Annotated in this window: 21 protein-coding genes and 3 pseudogenes; 17 read left to right on the top strand and 7 right to left on the bottom strand. The window is 41.0% G+C overall.

What is annotated here, in order from left to right; all coding sequences use genetic code 11:
- The first annotated feature begins 3 nt into the window (after nt 1–3).
- Nucleotides 4–3,102, top strand: coding sequence for a type III restriction-modification system endonuclease (locus ODU39_RS01490; RefSeq protein WP_398579696.1), 3,099 nt, complete (start codon nt 4–6; stop codon nt 3,100–3,102).
- Nucleotides 3,103–3,647: 545 nt separating this feature from the next.
- Here the strand turns inward: ODU39_RS01490 and ODU39_RS01485 are convergent.
- From ODU39_RS01485 to ODU39_RS01470, 4 genes are all read right to left on the bottom strand, one after another.
- The gene (locus ODU39_RS01485) at nt 3,648–5,366 is read right to left on the bottom strand and encodes a phospho-sugar mutase (RefSeq protein ID WP_398579695.1); all 1,719 of its coding nucleotides are present in this window, start codon (nt 5,364–5,366) and stop codon (nt 3,648–3,650) included.
- Nucleotides 5,367–5,456: 90 nt separating this feature from the next.
- Nucleotides 5,457–6,026 carry an ECF transporter S component gene (locus tag ODU39_RS01480; protein WP_024402764.1) on the bottom strand — a complete coding sequence of 190 codons (570 nt, stop codon included), beginning with the start codon at nt 6,024–6,026 and terminating at the stop codon, nt 5,457–5,459.
- Nucleotides 6,013–6,561, bottom strand: coding sequence for a phosphopantothenoylcysteine decarboxylase (coaC, locus tag ODU39_RS01475; protein ID WP_172029993.1), 549 nt, complete (start codon nt 6,559–6,561; stop codon nt 6,013–6,015). The genes ODU39_RS01480 and coaC overlap by 14 nt, the downstream gene beginning before the upstream one ends.
- Complete coding sequence (locus ODU39_RS01470) at nt 6,554–7,249, bottom strand: phosphopantothenate--cysteine ligase (RefSeq protein ID WP_172027058.1); 696 nt, start codon at nt 7,247–7,249, stop codon at nt 6,554–6,556. The genes coaC and ODU39_RS01470 overlap by 8 nt, the downstream gene beginning before the upstream one ends.
- A gap of 299 nt (nt 7,250–7,548) precedes the next feature.
- Between ODU39_RS01470 and ODU39_RS01465 the strand changes: the two genes are divergently transcribed.
- Nucleotides 7,549–9,219: a formate--tetrahydrofolate ligase gene (locus ODU39_RS01465; RefSeq protein WP_398579694.1), complete on the top strand. Its 1,671-nt coding sequence runs from the start codon at nt 7,549–7,551 to the stop codon at nt 9,217–9,219.
- Nucleotides 9,220–9,262: 43 nt separating this feature from the next.
- Here ODU39_RS01465 and ODU39_RS01460 read toward each other — a convergent pair whose 3' ends face one another.
- Nucleotides 9,263–10,072, bottom strand: coding sequence for a PrsW family glutamic-type intramembrane protease (locus ODU39_RS01460; RefSeq protein ID WP_398579693.1), 810 nt, complete (start codon nt 10,070–10,072; stop codon nt 9,263–9,265).
- Nucleotides 10,073–10,287: 215 nt separating this feature from the next.
- On the opposite strand from ODU39_RS01460, the pseudogene ODU39_RS01455 reads away from it, so the two are divergent.
- Nucleotides 10,288–10,590 (top strand): annotated as a pseudogene (locus ODU39_RS01455) (hypothetical protein).
- 425 nt (nt 10,591–11,015) lie between these two features.
- Here the strand turns inward: ODU39_RS01455 and ODU39_RS01450 are convergent.
- Nucleotides 11,016–11,747 (bottom strand): PrsW family glutamic-type intramembrane protease, encoded by a 732-nt coding sequence (locus tag ODU39_RS01450; RefSeq protein ID WP_398579692.1) that lies wholly within the window; start codon nt 11,745–11,747, stop codon nt 11,016–11,018.
- Between the two features lie 268 nt (nt 11,748–12,015).
- Here ODU39_RS01450 and ODU39_RS01445 point away from each other — a divergent pair, with 268 nt between their 5' ends.
- From ODU39_RS01445 to ODU39_RS01430, 4 genes are read left to right on the top strand one after another with little or no spacing between them, the layout of a single operon-like run.
- Nucleotides 12,016–12,633: a DUF5052 family protein gene (locus tag ODU39_RS01445; protein WP_398579691.1), complete on the top strand. Its 618-nt coding sequence runs from the start codon at nt 12,016–12,018 to the stop codon at nt 12,631–12,633.
- On the top strand, nt 12,634–13,143 hold the full coding sequence (locus ODU39_RS01440; protein WP_398579690.1) for a GNAT family N-acetyltransferase: 510 nt from the start codon (nt 12,634–12,636) through the stop codon (nt 13,141–13,143).
- A complete protein-coding gene (locus tag ODU39_RS01435) occupies nt 13,133–13,786 on the top strand; it encodes a DNA alkylation repair protein (protein WP_398579689.1) in 654 nt (217 codons plus the stop codon). Before ODU39_RS01440 ends, ODU39_RS01435 begins: the two co-directional genes overlap by 11 nt.
- 8 nt (nt 13,787–13,794) lie before the next feature.
- Nucleotides 13,795–14,082 carry a DUF1905 domain-containing protein gene (locus ODU39_RS01430; protein ID WP_398579688.1) on the top strand — a complete coding sequence of 96 codons (288 nt, stop codon included), beginning with the start codon at nt 13,795–13,797 and terminating at the stop codon, nt 14,080–14,082.
- Between the two features lie 532 nt (nt 14,083–14,614).
- Here the strand turns inward: ODU39_RS01430 and ODU39_RS01425 are convergent.
- A complete protein-coding gene (locus ODU39_RS01425; protein ID WP_398579687.1) occupies nt 14,615–15,391 on the bottom strand; it encodes a glycyl-radical enzyme activating protein in 777 nt (258 codons plus the stop codon).
- A gap of 131 nt (nt 15,392–15,522) precedes the next feature.
- Between ODU39_RS01425 and ODU39_RS01420 the strand changes: the two genes are divergently transcribed.
- From ODU39_RS01420 to ODU39_RS01375, 10 genes and pseudogenes are all read left to right on the top strand, one after another.
- On the top strand, nt 15,523–16,266 hold the full coding sequence (locus ODU39_RS01420; RefSeq protein WP_398579686.1) for a DeoR/GlpR family DNA-binding transcription regulator: 744 nt from the start codon (nt 15,523–15,525) through the stop codon (nt 16,264–16,266).
- 12 nt (nt 16,267–16,278) lie between these two features.
- Nucleotides 16,279–17,250, top strand: coding sequence for a sugar-binding domain-containing protein (locus ODU39_RS01415; RefSeq protein WP_172064937.1), 972 nt, complete (start codon nt 16,279–16,281; stop codon nt 17,248–17,250).
- Nucleotides 17,251–17,441: 191 nt separating this feature from the next.
- Nucleotides 17,442–17,765 (top strand): PTS lactose/cellobiose transporter subunit IIA, encoded by a 324-nt coding sequence (locus ODU39_RS01410; RefSeq protein ID WP_024376531.1) that lies wholly within the window; start codon nt 17,442–17,444, stop codon nt 17,763–17,765.
- 32 nt (nt 17,766–17,797) lie between these two features.
- The gene (locus ODU39_RS01405) at nt 17,798–18,103 is read left to right on the top strand and encodes a PTS sugar transporter subunit IIB (RefSeq protein ID WP_002935430.1); all 306 of its coding nucleotides are present in this window, start codon (nt 17,798–17,800) and stop codon (nt 18,101–18,103) included.
- 12 nt (nt 18,104–18,115) lie between these two features.
- Nucleotides 18,116–19,417, top strand: a complete 1,302-nt coding sequence (locus ODU39_RS01400; RefSeq protein ID WP_105201975.1) for a PTS sugar transporter subunit IIC — start codon at nt 18,116–18,118, stop codon at nt 19,415–19,417.
- 151 nt (nt 19,418–19,568) lie between these two features.
- Nucleotides 19,569–22,011: pseudogene (locus ODU39_RS01395) on the top strand (glycyl radical protein).
- 14 nt (nt 22,012–22,025) lie between these two features.
- On the top strand, nt 22,026–22,694 hold the full coding sequence (locus ODU39_RS01390) for a fructose-6-phosphate aldolase (protein ID WP_024382948.1): 669 nt from the start codon (nt 22,026–22,028) through the stop codon (nt 22,692–22,694).
- Between the two features lie 30 nt (nt 22,695–22,724).
- Entirely contained in the window at nt 22,725–23,681 is a 957-nt protein-coding gene (locus tag ODU39_RS01385) for a glycerol dehydrogenase (RefSeq protein ID WP_398579685.1), read from the top strand.
- A 119-nt stretch (nt 23,682–23,800) separates the two neighbouring features.
- Nucleotides 23,801–24,895 (top strand): annotated as a pseudogene (locus ODU39_RS01380) (glycerol dehydrogenase).
- Nucleotides 24,896–25,063: 168 nt separating this feature from the next.
- Nucleotides 25,064–26,140, top strand: coding sequence for an aspartate-semialdehyde dehydrogenase (locus tag ODU39_RS01375; protein WP_053867233.1), 1,077 nt, complete (start codon nt 25,064–25,066; stop codon nt 26,138–26,140).
- The last annotated feature ends 5 nt before the right edge of the window (nt 26,141–26,145 follow it).

Raw genomic sequence — 26,145 nt, 5'->3', positions numbered from 1 at the left:
GAGATGAAACTTCAATTTAAGCAGCAGCAATTTCAGTTAGATGCGGTGGCCTCTGTTGTGGATGTTTTTGCTGGTCAGGGCAAACATAGCGGTTTTGATTACCACATGGATAAAGGTCAGGGAATGGGTGCGGAACTGGACATGAATTTTATCGGTTTCCGCAATGCTCCCATTCAGCTTTCGCAGGACACTGTCAGCCAGCAGGTTCGAGCTAAGCAGCTCAGCTATGGCCTTAAACCATCTGAAAACTTGTCTATTCAAAAAGTGGATGGTCGTCCGTCTTACAATTTGACTATTGAGATGGAGACGGGGACAGGGAAGACCTACACCTATATCCGTACCCTGATGGAGCTCAATAAGCAGTATGGTTGGCTCAAGTTTATCATCGTGGTGCCGAGCATTGCTATTCGTGAGGGAGTGCTCAAGTCCTTTGAAATCATGGCGGACCATTTCCAGATGGAGTATGGCAAGAAGCCACGCTATTTTGTCTATGATTCTAGCCGTCTGGGCGAGCTGGACAAGTTTGCAAACTCCTCGGACATTCAGGTGATGATTATCAATTCGCAAGCCTTTAATGCCACTGGAGCAGATGCCCGTCGTATTCACACCGAGCAGGAAAGTTTCCGCTGGAGAAAGCCGATTGATGTCATTGCGGCGACCAATCCTATTTTGATTATCGATGAGCCTCAGTCGGTTGAGGGGAAAAAGACAAAAGAACGCTTGGAGGACTTCAAGCCCCTATTTACTCTCCGCTATTCAGCCACTCATAAGGACAAGCACGATATGATTTATCGTCTGGATGCCCTGGACGCCTACAATAAAAAGTTGGTCAAGAAGATTGCCGTTAAGACAGTGGAGCAGACAGCAACCACAGGAACACAAGGCTACCTTTATCTGCAAGAACTAGTTCCGCAAAAATCAGGGTCTCCTAAGGCTCGGATTGAGTTTGAAGTGCGGACCAAGTCAGGTAATGTCAAGCGTGTGACCAAATTGGTTGAGCAAAATTTTGCCCTCTTTGAAGAGTCAGGCAACCTACCAGCCTATCAAGACGGTTGGACTTTGAGCCATTTTGATGCGCGTGAAGGTGAAAATTCTATTCAAATCGGTGCCAATCGCAAACTCTATGTGGGTGAAGTGATTGGGGAAACCAATGAGGATGATATTCGTCGCATTCAGATAATAGAAACCATTGCCAGTCACTTGCAAAAAGAAGAACGCCTTTACAAACGAGGTATCAAGGTCTTGTCTCTTTTCTTCATCGATGAAGTTACCAAATATAAGTGCTATGATGAGCAAAATGAAGCCTACAATGGAACCTATGCCCAGATTTTTGAAGAAGAATACGAAGCACAGATCAAGGCTTTGTTGGCTGATCCAAATCTTCATGGTACAAATTATTGGCATTATCTCAACAAGCACCAAGAAGGCAATTCTGTTCACGCAGGTTATTTCTCCGTTGATAAGGTAAAAAAATCGGATAAGGCCAAGTTTGTGGACTATAAGTCTGCTACAGAGAAGAAAAATAACCAGTCCAACGATAAGGATGCCTATGATTTGATAATGAAAGACAAGGAGCGTCTGCTTTCTTTTGAGGAACCTGTTCGCTTTGTCTTCTCCCACTCAGCCCTCAAAGAAGGTTGGGACAATCCCAATGTTTTCCAAATTTGTACCTTGAAAAATACTGGTACAGAAACGGAAAAACGGCAAAAGATTGGTCGTGGGATGCGCCTTGCTGTTGACCAAAAAGGTGTTCGTCAGGATGAGGAGCTTTTAGGAGCTGATGTTCATAATATTAACAAGTTGACCGTCATCGCCAATGAAAGCTATGAAGATTTTGCCAAGAACTTGCAAAGGGAACTCAAGGAAATCTTGGCTGACCGACCAAGCAAAGTGGAAGTGGACCTTTTTGTCGATAAGATCTTGGAAAATGAAGCTGGTCAAAAACTAGCTGTCACTCAAGAAATTGCAAAAGAGATTGAATACCAGTTGATTAAGCAAGATTATATTGACAGCAAGGGGAATCTGACCGCTACCTATTTTGAACAAAAGGAAACAAGTCAGTTTACTCTATCTGAAAATCTGGCAGGTTATGAAGTGGCTGTAAAAGATATTCTAGAAACGATTTATGATGCCAATCGTTACAAGATTGAACGTGAAAATGATTCGGAAGTGGTTTTTGCCAGAGAAATCAACCCTGATAACTACAATCGCCAAGAGTTTAAGCGTTTGTGGGAAAGTATTCATCACAAGTCCACCTACTATGTGGAGTTTGATGATGAGGAGTTGATTGAAAAGTCCGTTAAGGCTCTAAATGAAGCCCTCTTTGTTAAAAAGCCAAGCTATATGATTACAGAGGCAGAAGCAAGAGAAATGAAGGCTGAACAAGGTTTGGATTTCAAGGTCAATAAGGACGGCAAGCGACAGGCTGAGTTAGACAAGTCATCTATTCAACTCCGCTATGATTTGCTAGGAGAAATCGCCAGTCGCACGGAGTTGAAGCGGAAAACAGTTGCCAATATCTTGAAACAGATCTCACCAAGCAAGTTTGACGTGTTTGCCTATAACCCTGAGGCATTTATTCAACAAGCTAGCAGACTCATCAATGAGCAAAAGGCGAGTCAGGTGATTGAGCATATCCGCTACAATATCCTAGAGGAAACTTTTGATAGTTCCATTTTTACGGACAATCCTTTGAGTGGTAAGGTGTCAGATGCCAATATGCTCAAGTCTGAGAAGGGCGTTTATAATTATGTGAAGGTTGATTCTGGAACGGAGAGGAAGTTCAAAGAGGACTTGGAGCGATTTGACGATGTCATGGTCTATGCCAAATTGCCTAGCAAGTTTAAGATTTCTACGCCGCTGGGTGATTACAATCCAGACTGGGCTATTGCCTTCCGAGATGGTTCGGTCAAGCATGTCTACTTCGTAGCTGAAACCAAGGGTTCTATGTCAACCTTGCAATTGAAGGGGGCAGAGTTGGCTAAGATTGAGTGTGCTAAGGCCCACTTTAAAGCCTTGAAGGAAAAAGGATTGATTGCAGATGATAGGATTTATGATGTGGTTGATTCCTATGAAAAATTATTAGAAATCGTGAGAGGATAGGTTGCTGAGTAATCCTTCTCGCCACTGAATGAGAATATTTATGGGTGCATTTCTGTTTTTTATATTTACGATTTGTTATCTGCTGGGCATTGTCGTCATAGTCAAGGCTTTGTTTGGATTTTCAACAAGTGATGATTGCTGATTTGGAGAGGAGTTTTGAGCAATTGTATATTGAGTATCTCAGAGTCCGTGTCAATATCTCAGCGCAGTAGATGATTGGGTTTAACAGTCCAGTGGAGTGAAACAGTTCGGAGAACTGTTTCAGCCCGAGCCTAGAAAGGGAAAAGCGAGGTTAAAGGTTGGAGATAGGATTTGCAAGGCAAATCTCAGCAATTCGTGTTTTACACTCCAAATCTAACCTCTACGACTGATGCGAACAGAGTTCGCTTCTGGTTTTTCTCGTAGAAAAAAACTGGCTTGAAGCCATGGCAAGATAAAAGCCCGTTGTTACGGGCTTTAGTCAAGTAATTATAGCACTAACTTGAACGAAGTTCAGCGAATGTCTTTAGACGTCGCTGGAGGAAACGGCTTGTACTTTCTAATTCTTAACCAACAAAATCGTTGATTTCTTTTTCGATATTAGCGATTTTTTCTTCCGCTTCGGCAAGTGTTTCACCAACTGTTGCGATGTAGAATTTGATTTTCGGTTCTGTTCCTGAAGGACGAACTGCGAACCAAGAATCATCTGCCAAGGTGTATTTCAAGACATCTGATGGAGGAGTAGTGAGTTTTTCAACGTTTCCATCTTTGTCTGTCTTAGTTTGAAGGGCAAAGTCTTCAAAGACTGCGATGTCCGTTGCGTTGAATTGAGCTGGTGAGTTATCGCGGAATTTAGCCATGATTGCCTTGATTTGCTCCGCACCGTCTTTACCAGAAAGGGTAACAGAGATTGTTTTCTCAGCAAAGTAGCCGTATTCTTTGAAGATTTCATCGATACCGTCAGCCAAGGTCATACCATGTGAACGGTAGTAGGCAGCAATCTCAGCAACGATTAAAACGGCTTGGATAGCGTCTTTATCACGTACAAATGGCTTGATAAGGTAACCAAAGCTTTCTTCAAAACCAAACATGTAAGTGTAGTTGTGTTTTTCTTCAAATTCTTGAATTTTTTCGGCAATGAATTTGAAACCTGTTAAGACGTTGAACATGGTAGCGCCGTAGCTTTCAGCAATCTTAGTTACCAACTCAGTGGATACGATTGACTTAGCAAGGGCAGCATTTGCTGGAAGTGTACCTGCTTGCTTGTGGGCTTCAAGGATGTACTTAGCAATGATAGCGCCGATTTGGTTACCAGAAAGGTTCCAGTATGAACCGTCAGCTTGACGAACTTCAACACCAACACGGTCAGCGTCTGGGTCAGTTGCAAGAAGGACATCTGCACCGACTTCACGGCCCAATTCTTCCGCAAGGGCAAAAGCAGCTTGGCTTTCTGGGTTTGGTGAAGCGACAGTAGAGAAGTCAGGGTCAGCAGTTGCTTGTGCTTCAACAACTTGGACAGACTCAAAACCAGCCTGTGCAAGGGCACGACGAGCCAACATTTCACCCGTACCATGAAGTGGTGTGTAGACAATCTTCATGTCTTTACCGTATTCAGCAATCAATTCAGGGTTGATGTTGAGGTCTTTGAGTTCTTCAAGATATTTAACGTCAGTTTCTTCGCCAAGAACTGTAATCAAGCCATTTTCCTTACTTGCTTCAAGGTCAGCCAATTCAACTGTAAATGGATTGTCGATGGCACGGATGAAGTTGGTCAATGCATCTGCATCAGCTGGTGGCATTTGTCCGCCGTCTTCACCGTAAACCTTGTAGCCGTTAAATTCTTTCGGGTTGTGGCTGGCAGTCACCATGATACCTGCGATGGCATTGTAATGGCGCACAGCGAATGACAACTCAGGAGTTGGACGAAGGCTTTCAAATACATAAGATTTGATGCCATGTGCAGCCAAAACTTGAGCCGATTCAAAGGCAAATTCTGGAGAGAAGTGACGTGAGTCGTAAGCGATGGCAACTCCACGTTTTTTAGCTTCTTCACCTTTTGATTCTACCAATTTTGCCAAACCTTCTGTAGCTTGACGGACTACGAATACGTTGATGCGGTTGGTACCAGCGCCAATATAGCCACGCATACCAGCTGTACCAAATTCAAGATTTGTATAGAAGGCATCTTCTTTTGTTTTTTCATCCATTGCGACTAATTCTTCACGTAAGTAATCTGGAAGGTCCGCAAAGTCGAGCCATGTTTGATAGGTTTCTTGATAAGTCATCGCATATCTCCTTAAAAATTTTTCTATTAAACGCTTTCATTATACCATGTTTGAAAAGAAAAATCACGCTTTCACATGATTTTCTGATATTTATTTTTGAACTTTCTGTAAAACTGGAACGATAGCTATGGTTAAGAGACCGGAGATGGTTAATTCTGCAATAGAATTGAATGAGACGATACTAGCTAGTAACAATTTTATATCCCCAGCATATACATTAGAAAATAGGAAGAAGATACCAGTCAAGACAAAAATTGTATTTGTCAAGGTACCAGTAAGACCTGCTAGTAGGAGCCCCTTTTTGTTTTTCATCAATTTATAAACAAAATATGGTGTAACTCCGATTAAAATACGTGGAACTAAGGCAATCAGGATAGAATTGAAGTTTCCATGTTCTACGAAAGGAGAGAAAACATAACTCATCGGTGAAATGATGATACTATTCCGAATGATACTCATTATTCCCATAAAACCACCCAGTTGTGCCCCTAAGCGTGGACCGTAAAGAATGGAAGCGATGATGATGGGAATATGGGTAATAGTCGGTTTTATTGGCAAGATAAAATTAGCAAAAATCATCTGACTGACCACTTCAATGACAATCATGATTGTTAGAAATATTGCAAGAGTCGCAATATCCCTGGATTTATTTGTTTTCATTTAGAACCTCCATTACTTTGTTAAGAATCACATCAACTTCAGCAAGGGCACCTGTTCCAAAATCGCCACAGGCAAGGAGGGCTTCACGTGGTTTGATTTCCTCAAAGCCGTATTCTGTCAGGGTTTGAAGGTTTTTCTGGGTAGCAGGATTGAGGTACATGTTAGTATTCATAGCAGGTGCCAGCAGTTTTTTAGTACCAATTGGCAGAGCCAGAGCTGTTGCAGTAATAATGTTGTCAGCCATACCATTAGCTAATTTAGCTATCGTATTGGCAGAAGCAGGGGCAAGTAAAAATAAGTCTGTTTCTTTGGCAATATCGATATGCTTGATAAGAGTAGGATTTTCTTCAATCATGACATCTGTGTGAACCAGATTTTTTGACAAGGATTGGAGAGTCAAAGGTGTGATGAAGTCCATAGCAGAGCGACTCATGAGGACTGTAACCTGATGACCGAGCTTGGTCAATTGACTGGTTAGGTCAGCTGCTTTATAGGCTGAAATAGAGCCAGTAACGGCAAGTGTGATATTAGCCATTTTGTTCTCCTTTTTCTAGGGTATTTAAAATGAGCTGAGCAATTTCATCTTTTGTCAGTGCTTGAATTTCCCTTGTTTTATCAACTAAATAGGCAATGTGTTGATTTTCTCCAATATCCTTCAAGTCATTAGCAAGTATATAATCAGCGCCATTTCGTTCAATGCTTTGGCGAGCTACGGCAAATAATTCCTCCTTTGGAACATTAACCAATAGTTTGAAGCCAAAGAGTGTGATAGCTGGATTCCATTTTTTTACATAGGAAATGACCTTGGGAGTTTTTTTCAAGAAAAGAACTTGGTAGTCATCCTTGGATGAAATCTTACTTTCTGTATTCTGTTTTTTTAGTAGATTAGAGATGTCTTCAGTTGCTCTTAGTTCATCTAAACCAGTCATATAAACAGGTGTATAATCGGATACAGCCATGCTATGAATCAGGGCCTGATGTGTTTTGACTAAAGGTTCTAATGTTTCTTTCAAACTATCAACATTTGTGATTTCGATAATGGTTAAATTCTTCTGAGAATTTGGTTTAACAGCCTGTCTTGTAGTCACAAGAGTAACTTCATGACCACGTTTCAAGGCTTGTTCGGCAATGATTTTTCCAAGATTTCCAGAAGCATGGTTTGTAATAGCGCGGACTTGATCGATAGCTTCGCTTGTTCCGCCTGATGTAATCAATAGTTTCATGTTCATATTTTACTAGAATTTCTATTTTTCGTAAAGTTTGCACTAACTCATTTGCTAATAAATCTGTGACACTGGAAAATGATAACACTAATAAAAAATATAAGGACCAGCCTTAGACGGAAGTGTAGAGCTATGATATGATGAGAATACAGTTTTTAAAAATTTGTATCTATTTAAGTAAGAGAACCTGTAGTTTTTCTGAAAATTCCGTACGTTGGTGAATAAATAATAAAAAATATGCGAAAATAAGTTGAAGTATGGTATAATATCCATAAAAAATAAGGAAATTAGGTAGTCTCATGAAAACAGATATTGACATTGCACAAAGTATAACCTTGAAGCCTATCACAGAGATCGTTGAAAAAGTTGGTATCAGTTTTGATGATATTGAGCTATACGGAAAATACAAGGCAAAATTGTCTTTTGATAAAATCAATGCGGTCAAGGGAAATCCACTTGGCAAGCTGATTTTGGTGACGGCTATCAATCCAACGCCTGCTGGTGAAGGCAAGTCAACGGTGACCATTGGTCTGGCGGATGCCCTGTCTAAAATTAGCAAGAAAACCATGATTGCCCTCCGTGAGCCTTCTTTGGGACCTGTCATGGGAATCAAAGGTGGAGCAGCAGGTGGTGGCTATGCTCAGGTTTTGCCAATGGAAGACATCAATTTGCATTTTACAGGCGACATGCATGCCATTACCACAGCAAACAACGCCCTTTCAGCCTTGATTGATAACCATATCCATCAGGGGAATGTGATTGGGATTGATCAACGTCGTATTATCTGGAAACGTGTTGTGGACCTCAACGATCGTGCCCTTCGTAAAGTAACAGTTGGCTTGGGTGGTCCGCTCAATGGTATTCCTCGTGAAGATGGATTCGATATTACCGTAGCTTCTGAAATCATGGCGATTTTGTGCTTGGCGACGGACATCGATGACTTGAAAGAACGTTTGGCAAATATTGTTATCGGTTATCGTTTCGATCGCAGTCCTGTCTACGTGCGTGATTTGGCGGTGGAGGGTGCTTTGACCCTTATTTTGAAGGACGCTATTAAACCAAACCTTGTCCAAACCATCTATGGCACGCCAGCCTTTGTCCATGGTGGTCCATTTGCTAACATTGCCCACGGCTGCAACTCAGTCCTGGCAACAACAACCGCTCTGCGATTGGCTGACTATACCGTCACAGAAGCAGGCTTCGGGGCTGACCTTGGAGCAGAGAAGTTCCTTGACATTAAGGTGCCGAACTTGCCTAAGGCTCCTGATGCTGTAGTGATTGTAGCGACTTTGCGTGCGCTAAAAATGCACGGTGGTGTAGCTAAGACAGAACTTTCTGTTGAAAATGTAGAGGCAGTCAAAGCTGGTTTTTCTAACTTGAAGCGTCACGTTGAAAATATCCAGAAGTACGGTATTCCAGCGGTGGTTGCTATCAACGAATTCGTCTCAGATACAGCTGATGAAATTGCAGCTTTGAAAGAACTTTGTGCTGAAATTGGCGTACCTGTCGAGTTGGCAAGTGTTTGGGCAAATGGCGCTGATGGTGGTGTTGAACTGGCTGAGACAGTTGTTGCTACTATTGATAACCAAGCTGCAAACTACCAACGTCTTTACAAGGCTGAGGATAGTTTGGAAGAGAAAGTGACCAAGATTGTTAAGCAAATCTACGGTGGTACAGGCGTTGTCTTTGAGAAGAAGGCTCGTAACCAGCTGGCTGAATTTGCTAAGAATGGCTGGGATAAGTTGCCAGTCTGCATGGCCAAGACCCAATACAGCTTCTCAGATGATCAGTTTGCCCTTGGTGCACCAACAGGATTTGACATTACAGTCCGTGAATTTGTGCCAAAATTAGGTGCAGGCTTTATCGTTGCCTTGACTGGAGATGTCATGACCATGCCCGGTTTGCCAAAAGCCCCCGCAGCTCTCAACATGGATGTGGCAGCAGACGGGACGGCTATCGGCTTGTTCTAACAAGAATGAATATAAAAAATCCGCTCAAAGGCGGATTTTTTGTCTATTCAGATAGTTTCTCAACCGTTTGATAGGCAAGTAAGCCAAGGAAAATACTCAACATAGGAAATACCGTCTGGAAGATACCAGTGTTGAATGGTGAATTAAAGAGGAAATGGATTCCAAAGCTTGCACCAATCCAAAATACTCCCTGTGCTTTTGATATGCCTGTATTTTTCGTGAGAAGGGCTACTAAACCAATAGCAAAGAGAAGCGTGAAAACCCAATGGGCCCAACCAGCTTGACCAACGCGTTCAAGAATGGTTTCAAAGCCGTCTAACTTATTCATGAACATGTCTCTAAAAACAAAGGTGATGTCTTCCACGATTTGGAAACCTAATCCAACAATCACTCCGCTTACCAATGCATTTTTTAGTGTCATTTTTCTACAAATAAGCAGTACAAGTAGAACAGTTAGCCCTTTACCGATTTCTTCTGCCAATGGACCTGAAATAGCTGCGCCCCAGTCATTTAGGAAATTATTACTAGCTTTAACAATTTCGAGCAGGAAATATCCGATAGCTGTATGCCCCTGTTCAGAAAAAGAGATGCTACTTGTTAAGCCTAAAAGCCAGCTAAGACCTATAACTTGTTTTGAGATGTTATAGCGTTTAGCTAAGTAATATGTCAGTACTAGTAGGGGAATGAGGTAGATAGCGACCAAGGAAATGGTTAGGAAAAAGAGAGGATATTTAGCTTCCATGCCATTTGGCTTACCGAATTCTCCGAAGATAATTTTGCAACCGTTGACAAATCCAATCGTTGCTAAGATGATTGGAATATAGGTTCTACACGTTTGAAATTTTTCTTTCATAGTTTTACCTTTCTGTATTAATAAACTAGTGTATAGATACATTGTATCAAATGTGGGTGCATTTTGTCTATAATTCATCTATTTTTTATCTAAACCTTATCAGTTATTGTAATGTTTTTCCTGCAACTTGGACTCCATAATAGAGTCGTAGCGGAATTGTGTCTCAAATTTTCTTTTTTGCTAGACTAAGGTTTAAAAAATAAAAGGAGTATGTTATGGAACAATATGATTTATTGGTCATTGGTTTTGGATGGAAAGACCTTAGCAGGTAAGCTGCCAGCAGCTGGAAAAAGGTTGCCTTGGTGGAGGGAAATCCTGCTATGTTTAGCGGGACTTGTATCAATATCGGCTGTATTCCAACCAAGACTCTCTTTGGTCGCAATTCAGAGGAGCTGATTAACTTGATTGCTATGGCGATTGACAATAAGAGTCCTTATACCTACTTCAAAACACAGATTTTCACCCATCCGACTATGGCTGAGAATTTGAATGATGTCTTTTCACTCATCGAAAATTAACACTAATCGGCGTCAACTTGCCTTGATATACTCAAGTATAATCTGCGGCTTCGTTTCCTAGACTAGTGTCAAGATTATCGAGTGACTATTTTTCATCAAGAGACAATTTTTCATTGATGAACCGTGGGGAGTGGGAAAGAACTCGAGTGGTCTAAAAAGAGTTCGTCTTCCCACCCCCGCACAGTTGATTAGGTTGGATTTGGAGTGTAAAACACGAATAAATCCGCCAATCAACCACTGCGCTGAGATGTTGACACGAACTCTAAGAAGTGGCGCTAGCCTCTTTTTATAATTATCTGCGATTTCTTGGACAGATTGGAATGGGATAAAGATTGATAATAGATATTGATGAATCAACAACCATTTCGAATACTTGGTTTGTAACATAATAAAAGCCTGTCAATGCAGGCTTGTTTTAGTATGTGTTACTGGTGGTGCTGAGTCGTTTCAATTTGGTCTACTTTGAAAAATGCAGCAAGTGCCACGCAGAAACTAAAGCAGAGCATGAGAACGGTTATTTCACCAGAGTCAGATATTAGTCCTTCATTGAATGGAGTATTCAAGAAAAAGTGTGCTAAGACAGCCATCAGCATCCAGAAAAGTCCTTGTTTTTTAGACATGCCACTATTTTTTGAGACGAGAGCGACCAAACCGACTGCGAATGCAAGGGAGAAGGCCCAGTGAGTTCCACCAGCGTGAAGCATACGTTCGATAAGAGTGGCAAAGCCATCTGCTTTAGATTTAAAGATTTGTTGGAAGACATAGAGACCGTCTTCAATAATTTGGAAACTTAAACCTACAATCATACCGCTGACTACGGCATTTTTTAGAGTAAGTTTTTTGAGCAATAGGAGTACGAGTAGTACAACTAGACCCTTCCCAAATTCTTCGTGGAAGGGGGCGGTGACAGCTGCTCCCCAGTTTTGGATAAATGTTTGAGGTGGTTTGACGATGAATAACCAAAAAGCTCCTAAAAGTGTTTGACCAATACCAGAGAAGTAAAAACTAGCTGTTATACCCAAAATCCAACTGAGATGGATAACTTTTTTAGAAATATCAAAACGTTTCGCTACATAACGAATGATAAGAATCATAGGGAGGACATAAAGTGCAACTAAGGAAATAGTTAGAAAGAAGAGAGGATATTTTCCGTCCATTCCATCCGGTTTCCCAAAAAAGGTAAGAAGAACTTTACAGCCAGAGAAAAAACTCCAAACGGCTAAAAAAATAAGTAGCTTCATTTTGTGTTTAGCACAGAATTGTTTCATAAAAATGACTTCCTTTATATTAATTTAGTAGATGTCACCTATACCTACCGTGCTATAGTTTATCATAGCCATCTTTTTATTATCTCAGGTCTATCTATTTTTTCTCGGTTTTTGTATTCCATGATATAATAAGTAAAATATGTTGGAGGACTATTATATGAAATTGCAAAAGAAAATCATGTTATCTGTTGTTCTTGGTTTGAGCCTTGTTAGTTTGTCTGCCTGTCAGTCAATTTCTAACTGGTGGAAAAATACCAAAGAAGAATGGATTGGTTTGGAGATGACGGTACGGACATACGATGAAAATTCTCAATTGATAGATGAAATGTTTGGTAAGTCCCTATCGATTTCGCGGAATCAGGAATTTGACTCGGTGGATGCCGAAGGCTATTCCAATGTGGATTCGTCGGTCTTAAAGGTGACACTTGGCAATTACGAAATTGACCACGTAGGCTCATCTTTGATTGCAGCAGAAGAAGGTTTGGAAGACTTGTATGCGAAGTATCAGACTACAGTAGATATTGCAAATTACGATCGTGCAATTCCGCTTGTTAACCGTATGGTATCTAGTCTCAAAAATGATTTTACAGGTAAGGCAAAGGTGGTTTTGATTCGTTCGCAAAACGGAACACCGCTTGCTACTTATGTAGGTGATAAAGTATCTCTTTATGCATCTGATGCACCTAAGACTTCTGAACTCTTGATTGACGGTAAACGGTTGATTATCTATCGTTGTGACTATACCATTTATGATAGAGAATTATTGGAGAACTAGATGATAGAAATTCGTTCCGCAAGGATAGAGGATGCTGCAGACCTTGTGGCAATTTATGCTCCTTATGTAGAAAAGACCGCTATTACCTTTGAAACAGAAGTGCCGACTGTCGAAGCCTTTGCAAGTCGAATTGAAAAGACCTTGGAGAAGTTTCCCTATCTGGTCGCAGTTGAAGAGGGAGCTCTTGTTGGTTATGCCTACGCTTCAACCTACTATGCCCGTGCGGCTTACGATTGGACGGTGGAATTATCTGTCTATATCAATCAAGAAGCACGTGGAAAAGGAATTGGAACTCTTCTCTACAATGCTTTGGAAAGGGAACTGACCGCGCGTGGTTTTAAAAATTTCTTAGCCTGCATTGCCCTACCAAACCCAGCCTCTATAGCACTCCATGAGAAGAGGGGCTATGAACAGGTAGCTCATTTCAAAAAAGTTGGTTATAAATTTGATACATGGCATGATATTGTTTGGCTTCAAAAATCTCTTGTAGGTAAGCAAAATGAAGATTGAAGAATTAGAAAAACGCTTGTTGGCTGTGGCGGATGCCAGTCAAGCTCAACCCATGAAAGCCTATATGAAGAATCACTTTGACTTTCTAGGTGTTCGGACACCTGATCGCCGAAAAGTTGCTAGGCAATTTTTCAAAGAATCTAAGGCTCATGGAATTGACTGGGAATTTGTTGAGGCTTGCTGGTCTAAGCCCTACCGTGAGTATCAGTATATCGCCATTGATTACCTGGTCACCAAGAAAAAAGACTTGGTTTTAGCTGATTTACCTCGTTTGAAAGAGCTAGCTCAGACCAAGTCTTGGTGGGATAGTATTGATGGCTTGGATAAGTTAGTCGGTAAGATTGTGTTGGACAATCCAGAGGCCAAGCAGACAATCTTGGAATGGAGTCTGGATGATGATTTCTGGTTGAGACGGATTGCCATTGACCACCAGTTATTGCAAAAAGAAAAGACGGATACGGAACTGTTGGAACAAATCCTGATCAATAATCTCAATCAGACTGAATTTTTTATCAATAAGGCAATCGGCTGGAGTTTGCGGGATTATTCTAAGACCAATCCTGACTGGGTGCGGACTTTCCTTGACAAATATTGTTCTCAAATGGCAGGCTTGTCCATCCGTGAGGCTAGTAAGTATATCTAGGAGGAGCCATGTCTAAAGTCTATGAATTTGAAGCCCGTATCCATCCGGTATCAGACAAGGGTGGAGCCTATGTCATCTTTCCCTATGATATACGAGAAGAGTTTGGCAAGGGGAGGGTAAAGGTACATGCCAGATTTGATGGTCATCCCTATGATGGCTCCATTGTCAATATGGGAGTAAAGGATGAAGCAGGCAATATCTGTTACTTTATTGGTGTTCAAAAGGCTATTCGAGCGACTATTGGAAAACAGGCTGGTGATAGAGTACAAGTAACCATTCAAGAACGAATGGAGTAATCAGGCTTGCAAATCCTTGAGATTATGGTAGAATAGATTCATGCGATGAGCCGAGTAGTGGGTGGTGATTAAGGTTCAGCATGCTCCTAAGAGTTCGTGTCAACATCTCAGCGCAGTGGTTGATTGGCAGATTTGTTCGTGTTTTGCACTCCAAATCTGACCATTACGACTGTTGCGAACAAAGTTCGCTTCATCTCCAACCTCAAACTGTCTCCCAGACAGTTTGAGCTGTGCGGGGGTGGGAGTGAAACAGTCTGGGAAGAGACTGTTTCAGGTCAACAACCAGAAATGATGAATTGTTGACGAACTCTTGGTTGACTGGTTGAGTTCTTTCCCACTCCCTTCGACGCTAGGGAGGTCTTCATTTAATTGAAACGCAGGAGCGGACCTTGAATAGTTGTGTGAACCTTCTATTCTCATCGGAAACGATGCCCTGGCCCACCTTTATGGTGGGCTTTTTTTTTGCATATTAGTATGTATTTCTATAGGAATGCTATTGGCTCAGCCGAGGAAGTTTTTGTATTTCTCAAAGTTAGAAATAGCAGTTGATATTATGTTTGATGAAGATTGCTTGATAGTCTTTTAAATCTTCTGGATGGAGAGCCTTGACATCGGTCATAGCATAGGTTCGATTGAGAAGCTTATACTTATTTTCTCCAAATTGATGGAAGGGGAGTAGTTGAACTTTGTCAATCTTGAGTTGATTAAAGAGACAGGCGAATTGTTCAGCATCTTCAAGGGAATTATTAAAGTCAGGGATAACAGGGATACGTAGGACGATTTCTTTTCCGATGGAAAAGGCGTATTGGATATTTTGTATGATGAGGTTATTGTTGACGCCGGTGACTTTTCTATGAGAAATTGTATTGTAATGTTTTAAATCAGTATAGATAAAGTCAACGTATTGGATAAGGTCAACAAATTTGCGGTGTTCTACGAAAGCGGTGGTTTCAATAGCGGTATGAAGGCCGTGTTTTTTTGCCTCCATAAGAATAGCTTTCGCAAACTCATATTGGGCAAAAATTTCTCCGCCAGACAGCGTGAGCCCACCACCAGATTCTTCATAAAAATCAATATCTTTCATGACTTCGGATATGATGTCATCAACAGATTTTTCTTCTCCCATGATGGTCATTTTTTTACTAACAGCATCAAGCATGGGTTCAGGTTTTCGTTTTTGAGATTCTGGATTTGCACACCAAGGACAACGTAGGGGGCAGCCTTTCAAGAAAACCGTTGTACGTATACCAGGACCGTCATGGAGTGAAAAATGTTGAATGTAAAAAATAATGCCTTTTCGTGTATTCATGCTCTTTCTCCTTTTCGATTAATTTGATTTTATCACACAAAAGAAAGTTTTACAATTACGAACGTAAGTTGAAAGGTTGCAAATAGTTGAAAAAGAGTCAAAATTTGATAGAATAATGATGAGGTGATGAAATGGAACGATTAGATAAAATTATACAACTGGTGTCACAACATGAAAAAATAGATGTCAATAGTTTGGCGGAGCAACTGGACGTTTCTAAGGTAACCATCCGTAAAGATTTGGATAAGTTAGAATCAAAAGGTTTATTACGTAGAGAACACGGCTATGCTGTTTTAAATAGTGGCGATGACCTTAATATTCGGATGTCCTTTCGCTATGACGTAAAAAAACGAATTGCAAAAGAAGCAGTAAATCTTATTGCAGACAATGAAACGATTATGATAGAGTCTGGGTCAACTTGTGCTCTCTTGGCAGAAGAAATTTGCAAAACCAAGAGAAATGTGACCATCATAACAAATTCTTATTTTATAGCCAATTATGTGCGACAATATGATAGCTGTCAGATTATTTTATTGGGTGGTGAGTTTCAAAAAGATTCCCAAGTAACAGTTGGACCGCTCTTGCATAAAATGATTCAGTTTTTCCATGTTGATAAGGCTTTTGTAGGAACTGACGGCTATGATAGTGAGCATGGTTTTACAGGTAAAAACTTGATGCGAAGCGAAGTAGTACAGTACATGTCTGACGTTGCTGAAAATATGATTGTGCTAACAGATTCTAGTAAATTTACAAAGCGAGGGACAGTACGCAGATTTGGTTTAAGTCAAGTTGCTCAGGTCATTACAGATACGTCGATTTCTGAAGATCTTGTCAAAGAATTAGAAAATGCTAGAGTCACAGTAAGGCTAGTTTAGGTTGGGGGCAGTATGAAGCAAGAAAAAAGAAGGCAGTTGGCAAAAATAGCCTATCTTTATTACGAAGAGGGAAAAAGCCAAGCTGAAATTGCTGCTGAGACAGGAATTTATAGAACGACAGTCAGTAGAATGTTGACCAAGGCTAAGTCAGAAGGCATTGTAAAAATAGAAATTCAAGATTTTGATAGGCGCCTATACCGACTTGAAAAATATGTTCAAGAAAAATATGGATTAAAAGGTTTAGAACTGGTTGAAAACAGCACCGATGAGGACCAGCTTGATTTAGAAAATCGTCTGGCACAGGCTGCAGCCGATATGCTTACCAATCTAATTGATGATGGAAAGAAAGTTGGTTTTTCATGGGGGAGAAGCCTTAGTCTTATTGTAGATAAGATAGGGAATCATCGTATGAAAGGTGTCAAATTTGTTCCAATAGCTGGCGGTCCAAGTCATATCCACGCACGTTATCATGTGAATACTCTGATTTACGATATGGCCAATAAATTTCGTGGAGAATGTAGTTTTATCAATGCGACGATTATCCAGGAGAATCAAGAACTCGCTCAAGGTATTCTTTCTTCTAAATATTTCGAGGAGCTACGTGCTGACTGGAAGGACTTAGATGTAGCAGCAATCGGTATTGGCGGCCGAGTCGATGAAAAAAATCGTCAATGGTTAGATATGTTGACGACAGATGATTTTAAAGCCTTGTCAGATGAAGGTGCAGTCGGTGAAACCTGCTGTCGTGGTCTGAATCAATACGGTCAAGCTGTCGCTGAGGATCTGCAAAAGAGGACCATTGCCATCTCTTTAGATGATTTAAAAGAAGTTCCCGATACCATAGCTCTTGCATATGGGGAGGAAAAGGCCCAAGCCATTTTAGCTGTATTGCGAGCTGGCTACATTCATCATCTGGTAACAGATGAACGAACCATCGTAAAAGTTTTAGAACTGGATAATGATGAGCACGTCCATACAAATTAGCAAGAGAATGCTTCAATCGCTTAAAGGTGGTTGAAGTATTTTTTTATCCTCAAATATGCACAAAAGTGCAAAAATAAATTAAAACAGAAAATGTTCTATAAATATATTTACGCTATAAAGAGAAAATGATATGATTTACTTACGAAAGAAATATAATGACTTACAAACAAAACAAATTGGAGGAAAAAGAAATGGAAATGATTATTGCAGATCAATTGATCATGGGATTGATTATTTATGCTGGAGATGCGAAAAGTCACGCCTACCAAGCTTTGTCGCTTGTCAAAGCAGGTGAAGAAGAGCGAGCAGAAGAGGAATTAGAATTGGCAGATGCAGCATTATTAGAAGCTCACAATATGCAGACAAAATTCTTAGCACAGGAAGCTGGGGGAGCAAAATCTGATATTACAGCACTATTTGTCCATTCGCAAGATCATTTGATGACTTCTATTACAGAAATCAATTTGATTAAAGAAATCATTGATTTGCGGAAAGAACTTAAAAAAGTTGGCTAAAACAAAAAAATTATATTTAGGAGGAAACCGAAATGGTTAAAATCGCTCTATTTTGTGCCGCTGGTTTTTCTACAGGCATGTTGGTAAACAACATGAAGATTGCAGCAGCAGACGCAGGTGTCGAAGTAGAAATCGACGCGCATTCTCAAGGGAAAATTGCAGATTACCTTGACGAAATTGATGTAGCTTTACTGGGACCACAAGTAGCATATACGCTTGATAAGTCAAAAGCGCTCTGTGATGAAAAGCAAGTCCCTATTGCCGTGATTCCAATGGCAGACTACGGGATGTTGGACGGGAAAAAAGTTCTTCAATTGGCACTCAGCATGGTTTCATAAAGGAGTATGGTCATGTCCAAAATTGATACACAAAAAATTATTGTCCCAATCATGAAATTTGTGAATATGAAAGGGATCATCGCTCTAAAAGATGGTATGTTGGCTATCTTGCCTTTAACAGTAGTTGGTAGTATTTTCTTAATTTTGGGGCAATTGCCCTTTGAAGGCTTAAATGCTGCAATAGCTTCTATATTTGGAGCGAAATGGACTGAACCGTTTATGCAAGTCTATAGCGGAACCTTTGCAATTATGGGCTTGATTTCTTGTTTTGCGATCGGCTATTCTTACGCCAAAAATAGTGGAGTTGAGCCTCTCCCTGCGGGTGTACTGTCCTTGTCTTCATTCTTTATCCTCTTGAAATCATCTTATATTCCAGTTGATGGAGAACCAATCGGTGATGCCATCGCAAAAGTATGGTTTGGTGGTCAAGGAATTATCGGTGCGATTATTATTGGTTTGGTAGTGGGCGCTATCTATACGACTTTTATTCAGCGTCATATTGTTATCAAGATGCCTGAACAAGTACCGCAAGCTATTGCCAAGCAGTTTGAAGCTATGATTCCAGCTTTTGTCATCTTTTTGCTATCTATGATTGTCTATATTGTTTCCAAGATGGCTACAAACGGTGGTACATTCATTGAAATGATTTACGACGTGATTCAAGTGCCACTACAAGGTTTGACTGGTTCATTACCAGGTGCGATTGGAATTGCTTTCTTCATTTCCTTCCTCTGGTGGTTTGGTGTACATGGTCAGTCAGTTGTCAATGGTGTCGTTACTGCTTTACTATTGTCAAACCTCGATGCCAATAAGGCCCTTTTAGCAGCAGATAAATTGTCTCTGGAAAATGGCGCCCACATAGTGACCCAACAATTCTTGGATAGTTTCTTGATCATGTCAGGTTCAGGTATTACCTTTGGTATTGTTTTTGCAATGCTATTTGCCGCAAAATCAAAACAATATAAGGCTCTTGGTAAGGTAGCGGCCTTTCCTGCACTCTTTAACGTTAATGAACCAGTCGTCTTTGGTTTCCCAATTGTGATGAATCCTGTTATGTTCTTACCATTTGTCCTGGTACCGATTTTAGCGGCTTTCATTGTCTACGGTGCAATCTCAATAGGCTTTATGCAACCATTTTCAGGTGTGACCCTACCATGGTCTACCCCAGCAATCATTTCTGGTTTTATGGTGGGTGGTTGGCAAGGTGCAGTTGTTCAAATCATTATTTTAGCTGTCTCAACTATTGTTTATTTCCCATTCTTCAAAATCCAAGATAAGATTGCCTATGAAAGTGAAATGAAAGAAACAGTTTAGTCAATGATGTCAGACAAAAGAGTTGCACAAATGTGCAGCTGGCTACGGAAATCTTAGCTCTCACTAGCATCAATTGACAATAACCCCTATTACAGGATATACTTAATTTACAAACGAAACAAAATTAAGTTTCGAAAGAAAGGGTAAAACTATGAAAACAGTGACTGAAGTAGCTGGCACTAGCATTAAAACTGAGTATTTTGGAAGTCTGACAGATCGGATGAACAAATACAGAGAAGATGTCCTTGATAAGAAGCCCTATATTGACGCAGAACGGGCTGTTTTAGCAACAAAAGCCTATCAAGAACATAGAGAGAAGCCCAATGTACTAAAAAGGGCCTATATGCTCAAGGAAATATTGGAGAACATGACGCTTTATATTGAGGAAGAAAGTCTGATTGCAGGTAACCAAGCTTCTTCAAATAAAGATGCTCCCATCTTCCCAGAATATACCTTAGAGTTTGTATTGAATGAATTGGATTTATTCGAAAAACGGGATGGGGATGTCTTCTATATTACCGAGGAAACCAAGGAGCAGTTGCGCAGCATCGCTCCATTCTGGGAAAAGAATAATCTTCGTTCACGTGCAGGTGTCTTGCTTCCAGAGGAAGTTCAAGTTTATATGGAAACTGGCTTCTTTGGTATGGAAGGTAAGATGAACTCTGGCGATGCCCACTTGGCTGTCAATTACCAAAAGGTATTGGAACAAGGTTTGCATGGTTTTGAGGAGCGAGTTCGTGAAGCAAAGGCTAATCTCGATTTGACGGATCCTGCAAGTATTGATAAATATCATTTCTATGACTCAATCTTTATCATCATTGATGCGGTGAAAGCATACGCAGATCGTTTTGTCGCCTTGGCTACTGAATTGGCAGAGAAAGCCCCAACCGCTCAACGCCGTCAAGAACTACTGGAGATTGCACGGATTTGTGCGAAGGTGCCGTATGAACCTGCTGAAACATTTGCAGAGGCAGTGCAATCTGTCTGGTTTATCCAGTGTATCTTGCAAATCGAGTCAAATGGACATTCTCTATCCTATGGACGTTTCGACCAATACATGTATCCGTATGTGAAAGCTGATTTAGAAGCAGGACGTGAAACGGAAGACAGCATCGTCGAACGCTTGACTAACTTGTGGATTAAGACTATTACTATCAACAAGGTTCGTAGTCAATCGCATACCTTCTCATCTGCTGGTAGTCCACTATACCAAAATGTAACCATTGGTGGACAAACACGTGATAAGAAGGATGCTGTCAATCCACTTTCTTACTTAGTATTGAAATCTGTTGCCCAAACACATCTGCCACAGCCAAACTTGACCGTTCGCTATCATGCAGGCCTAGATGCTCGCTTCATGAATGAATGTATTGAAGTCATGAAACTTGGTTTTGGTATGCCCGCCTTCAACAACGATGAAATTATCATTCCATCCTTTATAGAGAAAGGTGTCTTGGAAGAAGATGCCTATGACTACAGTGCAATTGGCTGTGTAGAAACGGCTGTTCCTGGTAAATGGGGATACCGTTGTACAGGTATGAGCTATATGAACTTCCCGAAAGTTTTATTGATTACCATGAATGATGGTATCGATCCTGCATCAGGCAAACGGTTTGCACCAGCCTTTGGTCACTTCAAAGATATGAAATCCTTTGAAGAGCTTGAAACGGCATGGGAAAAGACACTTCGTCATCTAACACGGATGAGTGTCATCGTTGAAAATGCAATTGACATTGCTTTAGAAAGAGAAGTACCAGACATTCTCTGCTCAGCTCTGACAGATGACTGTATCGGTCGTGGCAAGCACCTGAAAGAAGGCGGAGCGATTTACGATTACATTTCTGGTCTGCAGGTTGGCATTGCCAATTTATCTGATTCTCTAGCAGCAATCAAAAAATTAGTCTTTGAAGAAGGACGATTGACTCCAGAAGAATTGTGGCATGCTTTGGAAACAGACTATGCTGGGGAGCGTGGTAAAGAAATCCAGGAAATGTTGATTGAAGATGCACCAAAATATGGTAACGATGATGATTATGCAGACCAATTGGTAACTGCAGCGTATGATATTTATATCGATGAGATTGCCAAATATCCAAACACTCGCTTTGGTCGTGGTCCGATTGGTGGTATCCGCTATTCAGGTACATCATCCATTTCAGCCAACGTTGGACAGGGGCGTGGTACCTTGAACTCCAGACGGTCGCAATGCAGGCACACCGTTGGCAGAAGGTTGTTCTCCATCACATAATATGGATAAAAATGGACCGACATCCGTTTTGAAATCAGTTGCCAAATTACCAACACATGAAATTGTTGGAGGCGTTCTGCTCAATCAGAAGGTCAATCCACAAACACTTGCCAAAGAAGAAGACAAACAAAAATTAATTGCCCTCTTGCGGACATTCTTTAACCGCTTGCATGGCTATCATATTCAGTACAATGTTGTCTCTCGAGAAACCTTGATTGATGCACAACTACATCCTGAAAAACACCGTGATTTGATTGTCCGTGTAGCAGGCTATTCAGCATTCTTCAATGTATTGTCGAGAGCAACACAAGACGACATCATTGGTCGTACAGAACATACATTGTAAAAGAGGTTATTATTATGGAATTCATGCTGGACACCTTAAATATAGAGGAAATACGAAAATGGGCTGAGGTTTTACCCCTTGCGGGGGTGACCTCAAACCCAACGATTGCGAAGAAAGAAGGTGACATTGACTTTTTTGAACGTTTGCACCTTATCCGTGACATTATCGGTCCAAATGCTTCACTACATGTGCAAGTTGTGGCAAAGGATTATGAAGGGATTTTGGCAGACGCTAAAAAAATTCGTGAATTGGCACCGGAAAATGTCTATATTAAGGTTCCGGTAACGCCTGCTGGTTTGGCTGCTATGAAAACATTGAAAGCGCAAGGTTATCAGATTACAGCAACAGCGATTTATACCGTTTTTCAGGGCTTGTTAGCTATTGAAGCGGGTGCAGATTACTTAGCGCCGTACTACAATCGCATGGCCAATCTGAATATTGATTCGAATGCGGTCATCGCTCAGTTATCAGAAGCGATTGACAGGGAGTGTTCGGAAAGTAAAATTTTAGCGGCGTCATTCAAAAATGTGGATCAAGTGAACCAAGCATTTGCAAATGGGGCGCAGGCTATTACGGCAGGTGCAGATATATTTGAAGCAGCCTTTTCTATGCCATCCATTGAAAAGGCGGTAAATGATTTTGCAGATGATTGGTCTGCCATTCATGGAAGATATACTATCTAAACATTTCTATATTAAAAATAAGGGGGCACTATGAAACAATTCTCAGGTCTTTCACGCATTATCCAAGGAAATCATCTTTTAGACACTTGTGCGATTGACATTTTGAAAATAGGTCATCGCCCCCTTGTTTTATGTGCAAAACAGGAGTATAATACGACTATAGAAAACTTTGTGAAACTCTTAACTTGTCACGGACTCATTGTTAAAATAACCTATATGGAGGAGTGGGACCAGAACTCGGTTGAAGAATATGGGGAAGTTGGTTTCCGACATTGTGCAGACCATATTATTGGCATTGGTAATAGTTCTGTGGCAGCTTGTACAAAGTCTGTTGCGGATTTACTAGACTTGCCAGCTGTTCTTATACCGACTTCACCGTTGACCACTCTGCCTCGGGTATCGGTGGAAAATATGAAAAGAGAGCGACCATTGTTTAATGAGTCCATCCAGCTAATTATAGCGGATAGGGACCAATTATTGACACAACCTACCACGGAGTTGATGAATGGAGTGGTCAATACTCTTCTTTATCTAGCAGCCATAAAAGAAGTAAAAAGAAATCATCTATTCAGTTTGATAGATGATATTCTTATCAGAGGTTTTGAAAACGTTTTATTTAACAGTGGCCTTCAAGCTATAGAGGATTTTGAAGCCCGGATATTATCAAAAGAAGTACAAGATGTCTTAGAAGTTCTTTCTACTTGTGTAACATTAGACCTACCTAGTGATGCTTGGGACGTGATTCAACAAATAGAATCAAAGCTCAGCGAAAGAAGAGAGGATTTAGTGGATGAGCCATTGAAACGAAATCTTGTCCTCTATTTGCTTCTGACCTATTTGACTCAGGAATCAGAAGAATTTCAAGCCAGGCTGAAGTGGTGTCAACAGTTGCTTTTGTCTGCCAACTCTAGCAATCTATCGTCGCTGGAGGCAATTTTCAAGGAAATTGCACTAGAGATAGGAGAAGATTGCTCAACACGTTGCTAGTAGGCATCGCTGTACAATGGCAATATTAAAATTTGGGCTCATGCCTCTTGCTTTCGGCAATGCTAACTGTCGTTTATTACTCAATATAACACTATCTATTATTTCAAGGAGGAATTCTTATGAAAGTATTTGCAAGTCCATCTCGCTATATTCAAGGTAAACATGTTCTTTTCCAAGGTGCAGAAGCTATCGGAAAATTGGGAACAAAGCCTTTGATTCTTTGTGATGATTTAGTATATGGGATTGTCGGTGAGAAGTTTTTGTCCTATCTCGTTGAAGAAGGGATGCAAGTCCATCGTGTTGCCTTTAATGGAGAAGCATCTGACAAGGAAATCCAGCGCGTCGTAGAAATCGGAAAAGAACAGGCTAGTGACGTCGTAATCGGTCTAGGTGGTGGCAAGACGATTGACTCAGCCAAGGCGATTGCTGATTTACTAGGGGTGCCAGTCGTCATTGCTCCAACTATTGCTTCAACAGATGCTCCGACATCTGCTTTATCTGTCATTTATTCTGAAGAAGGGGCGTTTGAACGCTAGATTTTCTATAAGAAAAATCCAGATCTTGTCTTGGTAGATACAGCGATTATTTGTCAAGCACCGCCACGTCTTTTGGCTTCTGGTATTGCGGATGGCTTGGCGACGTGGGTAGAAGCGCGTGCTATTTTACAAAGCAATGGAACAACAATGGCAGGAGGAGGTCAGACACTTGCTGGTATCGCTATTGCACAAGCCTGTGAACAAACACTCTTTCAATACGGACTTCAAGCCATGGCCAGCTGTGAAGCCAAGGTTGTGACAGCTGCTTTAGAGAATATTGTTGAAGCAAATACCTTGCTAAGTGGTTTAGGCTTTGAAAGTGCAGGTTTGGCTGCGGCGCATGCGATACACAATGGATTCACCGCCTTGGAGGGAGACATTCACCATTTGACACATGGTGAAAAAGTGGCTTATGGGACCTTGACCCAGCTTTTCTTGGAAAACCGTCCGAAAGAAGAATTGGAAAAATACATTTGTTTCTATCAAGCCTTGAATCTTCCAACAACTTTGGAGGAGTTGCATTTGGCTGATGCTAGTTATGAAGATCTATTGAAAGTCGGCCAACAAGCGACGATTGAAGGAGAAACAATTCACGGTATGCCATTTGCTATTTCAGCAGAAGATGTAGCAGAAGCTCTGATGGCTGTTGACTACTATGTTCGCTCATTAGATAAATAAGAATAGCATTAACAGTTGAGCATGTCCATCTAAACTTGTGAATAGAGGTTCGAAGTAATTGCCTTGGGAAATTCTTTCTCAGGGCTTTTCATTTGAAAAAATTATGATATAATTGTTAAATATAAAATATTTAGAAAATTTTGAAGAATTGACTTAAAGGAGATTTCTATGGCCTATGTAGTAGCTGTTGTTGGTGCCACTGGTGCAGTCGGTGCCCAAATGATTAAAATGTTGGAAGAGTCAACACTTCCAATCGAGAAAGTGCGTTTCCTTGCTTCTGCCCGTTCAGCAGGCAAGACCTTGCAGTTCAAGGGACAGGATATTGTCATTGAAGAAACGACAGAAACAGCCTTTGAAGGAGTGGATATTGCCCTCTTCTCAGCTGGTGGCTCTACATCTGCCAAGTATGCTCCTTACGCTGTAAAAGCAGGAGCTGTAGTAGTTGACAATACCTCTTACTTCCGTCAAAATCCAGATGTTCCGTTGGTTGTTCCTGAGGTAAATGCTCACGCACTGGATGCCCACAATGGTATCATTGCATGTCCAAACTGCTCAACCATTCAAATGATGGTTGCCTTGGAGCCTGTTCGTCAGAAATGGGGCTTGGAGCGGATCATCGTATCTACTTATCAGGCAGTTTCTGGAGCTGGTATGGGAGCTATCTTAGAAACGCAAGCTCAATTGCGTGCAGTCTTGAATGATGGTGTTGAGCCAAAAGCTGTAGAAGCAAACATTCTTCCTTCTGGAGGCGATAAGAAGCACTACCCAATCGGTTTCAATGCGATTCCGCAAATCGACCTCTTCACTGAAAATGACTACACTTATGAAGAGATGAAGATGACAAAAGAGACTAAAAAAATCATGGAAGATGACAGTATTGCTGTTTCTGCAACCTGCGTCCGTATTCCAGTCTTGTCAGCTCACTCTGAGTCTGTTTACATCGAAACCAAAGAAATTGCACCGATTGAAGAAGTGAAGGCAGCTATTGCATCCTTCCCAGGAGCAGTTTTAGAAGATGATGTGGCTAATCAAATTTATCCGCAAGCGATTAATGCTGTTGGTAGCCGTGATACCTTTGTTGGTCGTATCCGTAAAGATTTGGACAAGGAAAACGGTATTCACATGTGGGTTGTTTCTGACAACTTGCTCAAAGGTGCTGCATGGAACTCTGTTCAAATCGCTGAAACCCTTCATGAGCGTGGTCTAGTTCGTCCAACGGCAGACTTGAAATTTGAATTGAAATAATTTCA

Origin of the sequence: Streptococcus sp. 2021WUSS126 (genome assembly GCF_044427255.1) — a bacterium.
Taxonomy (GTDB): Bacteria; Bacillota; Bacilli; order Lactobacillales; family Streptococcaceae; genus Streptococcus; species Streptococcus hashimotonensis.
The sequence above is the reverse complement of the archived record's forward strand: the minus strand, read 5'-3'. Positions and strand labels throughout refer to the sequence as shown.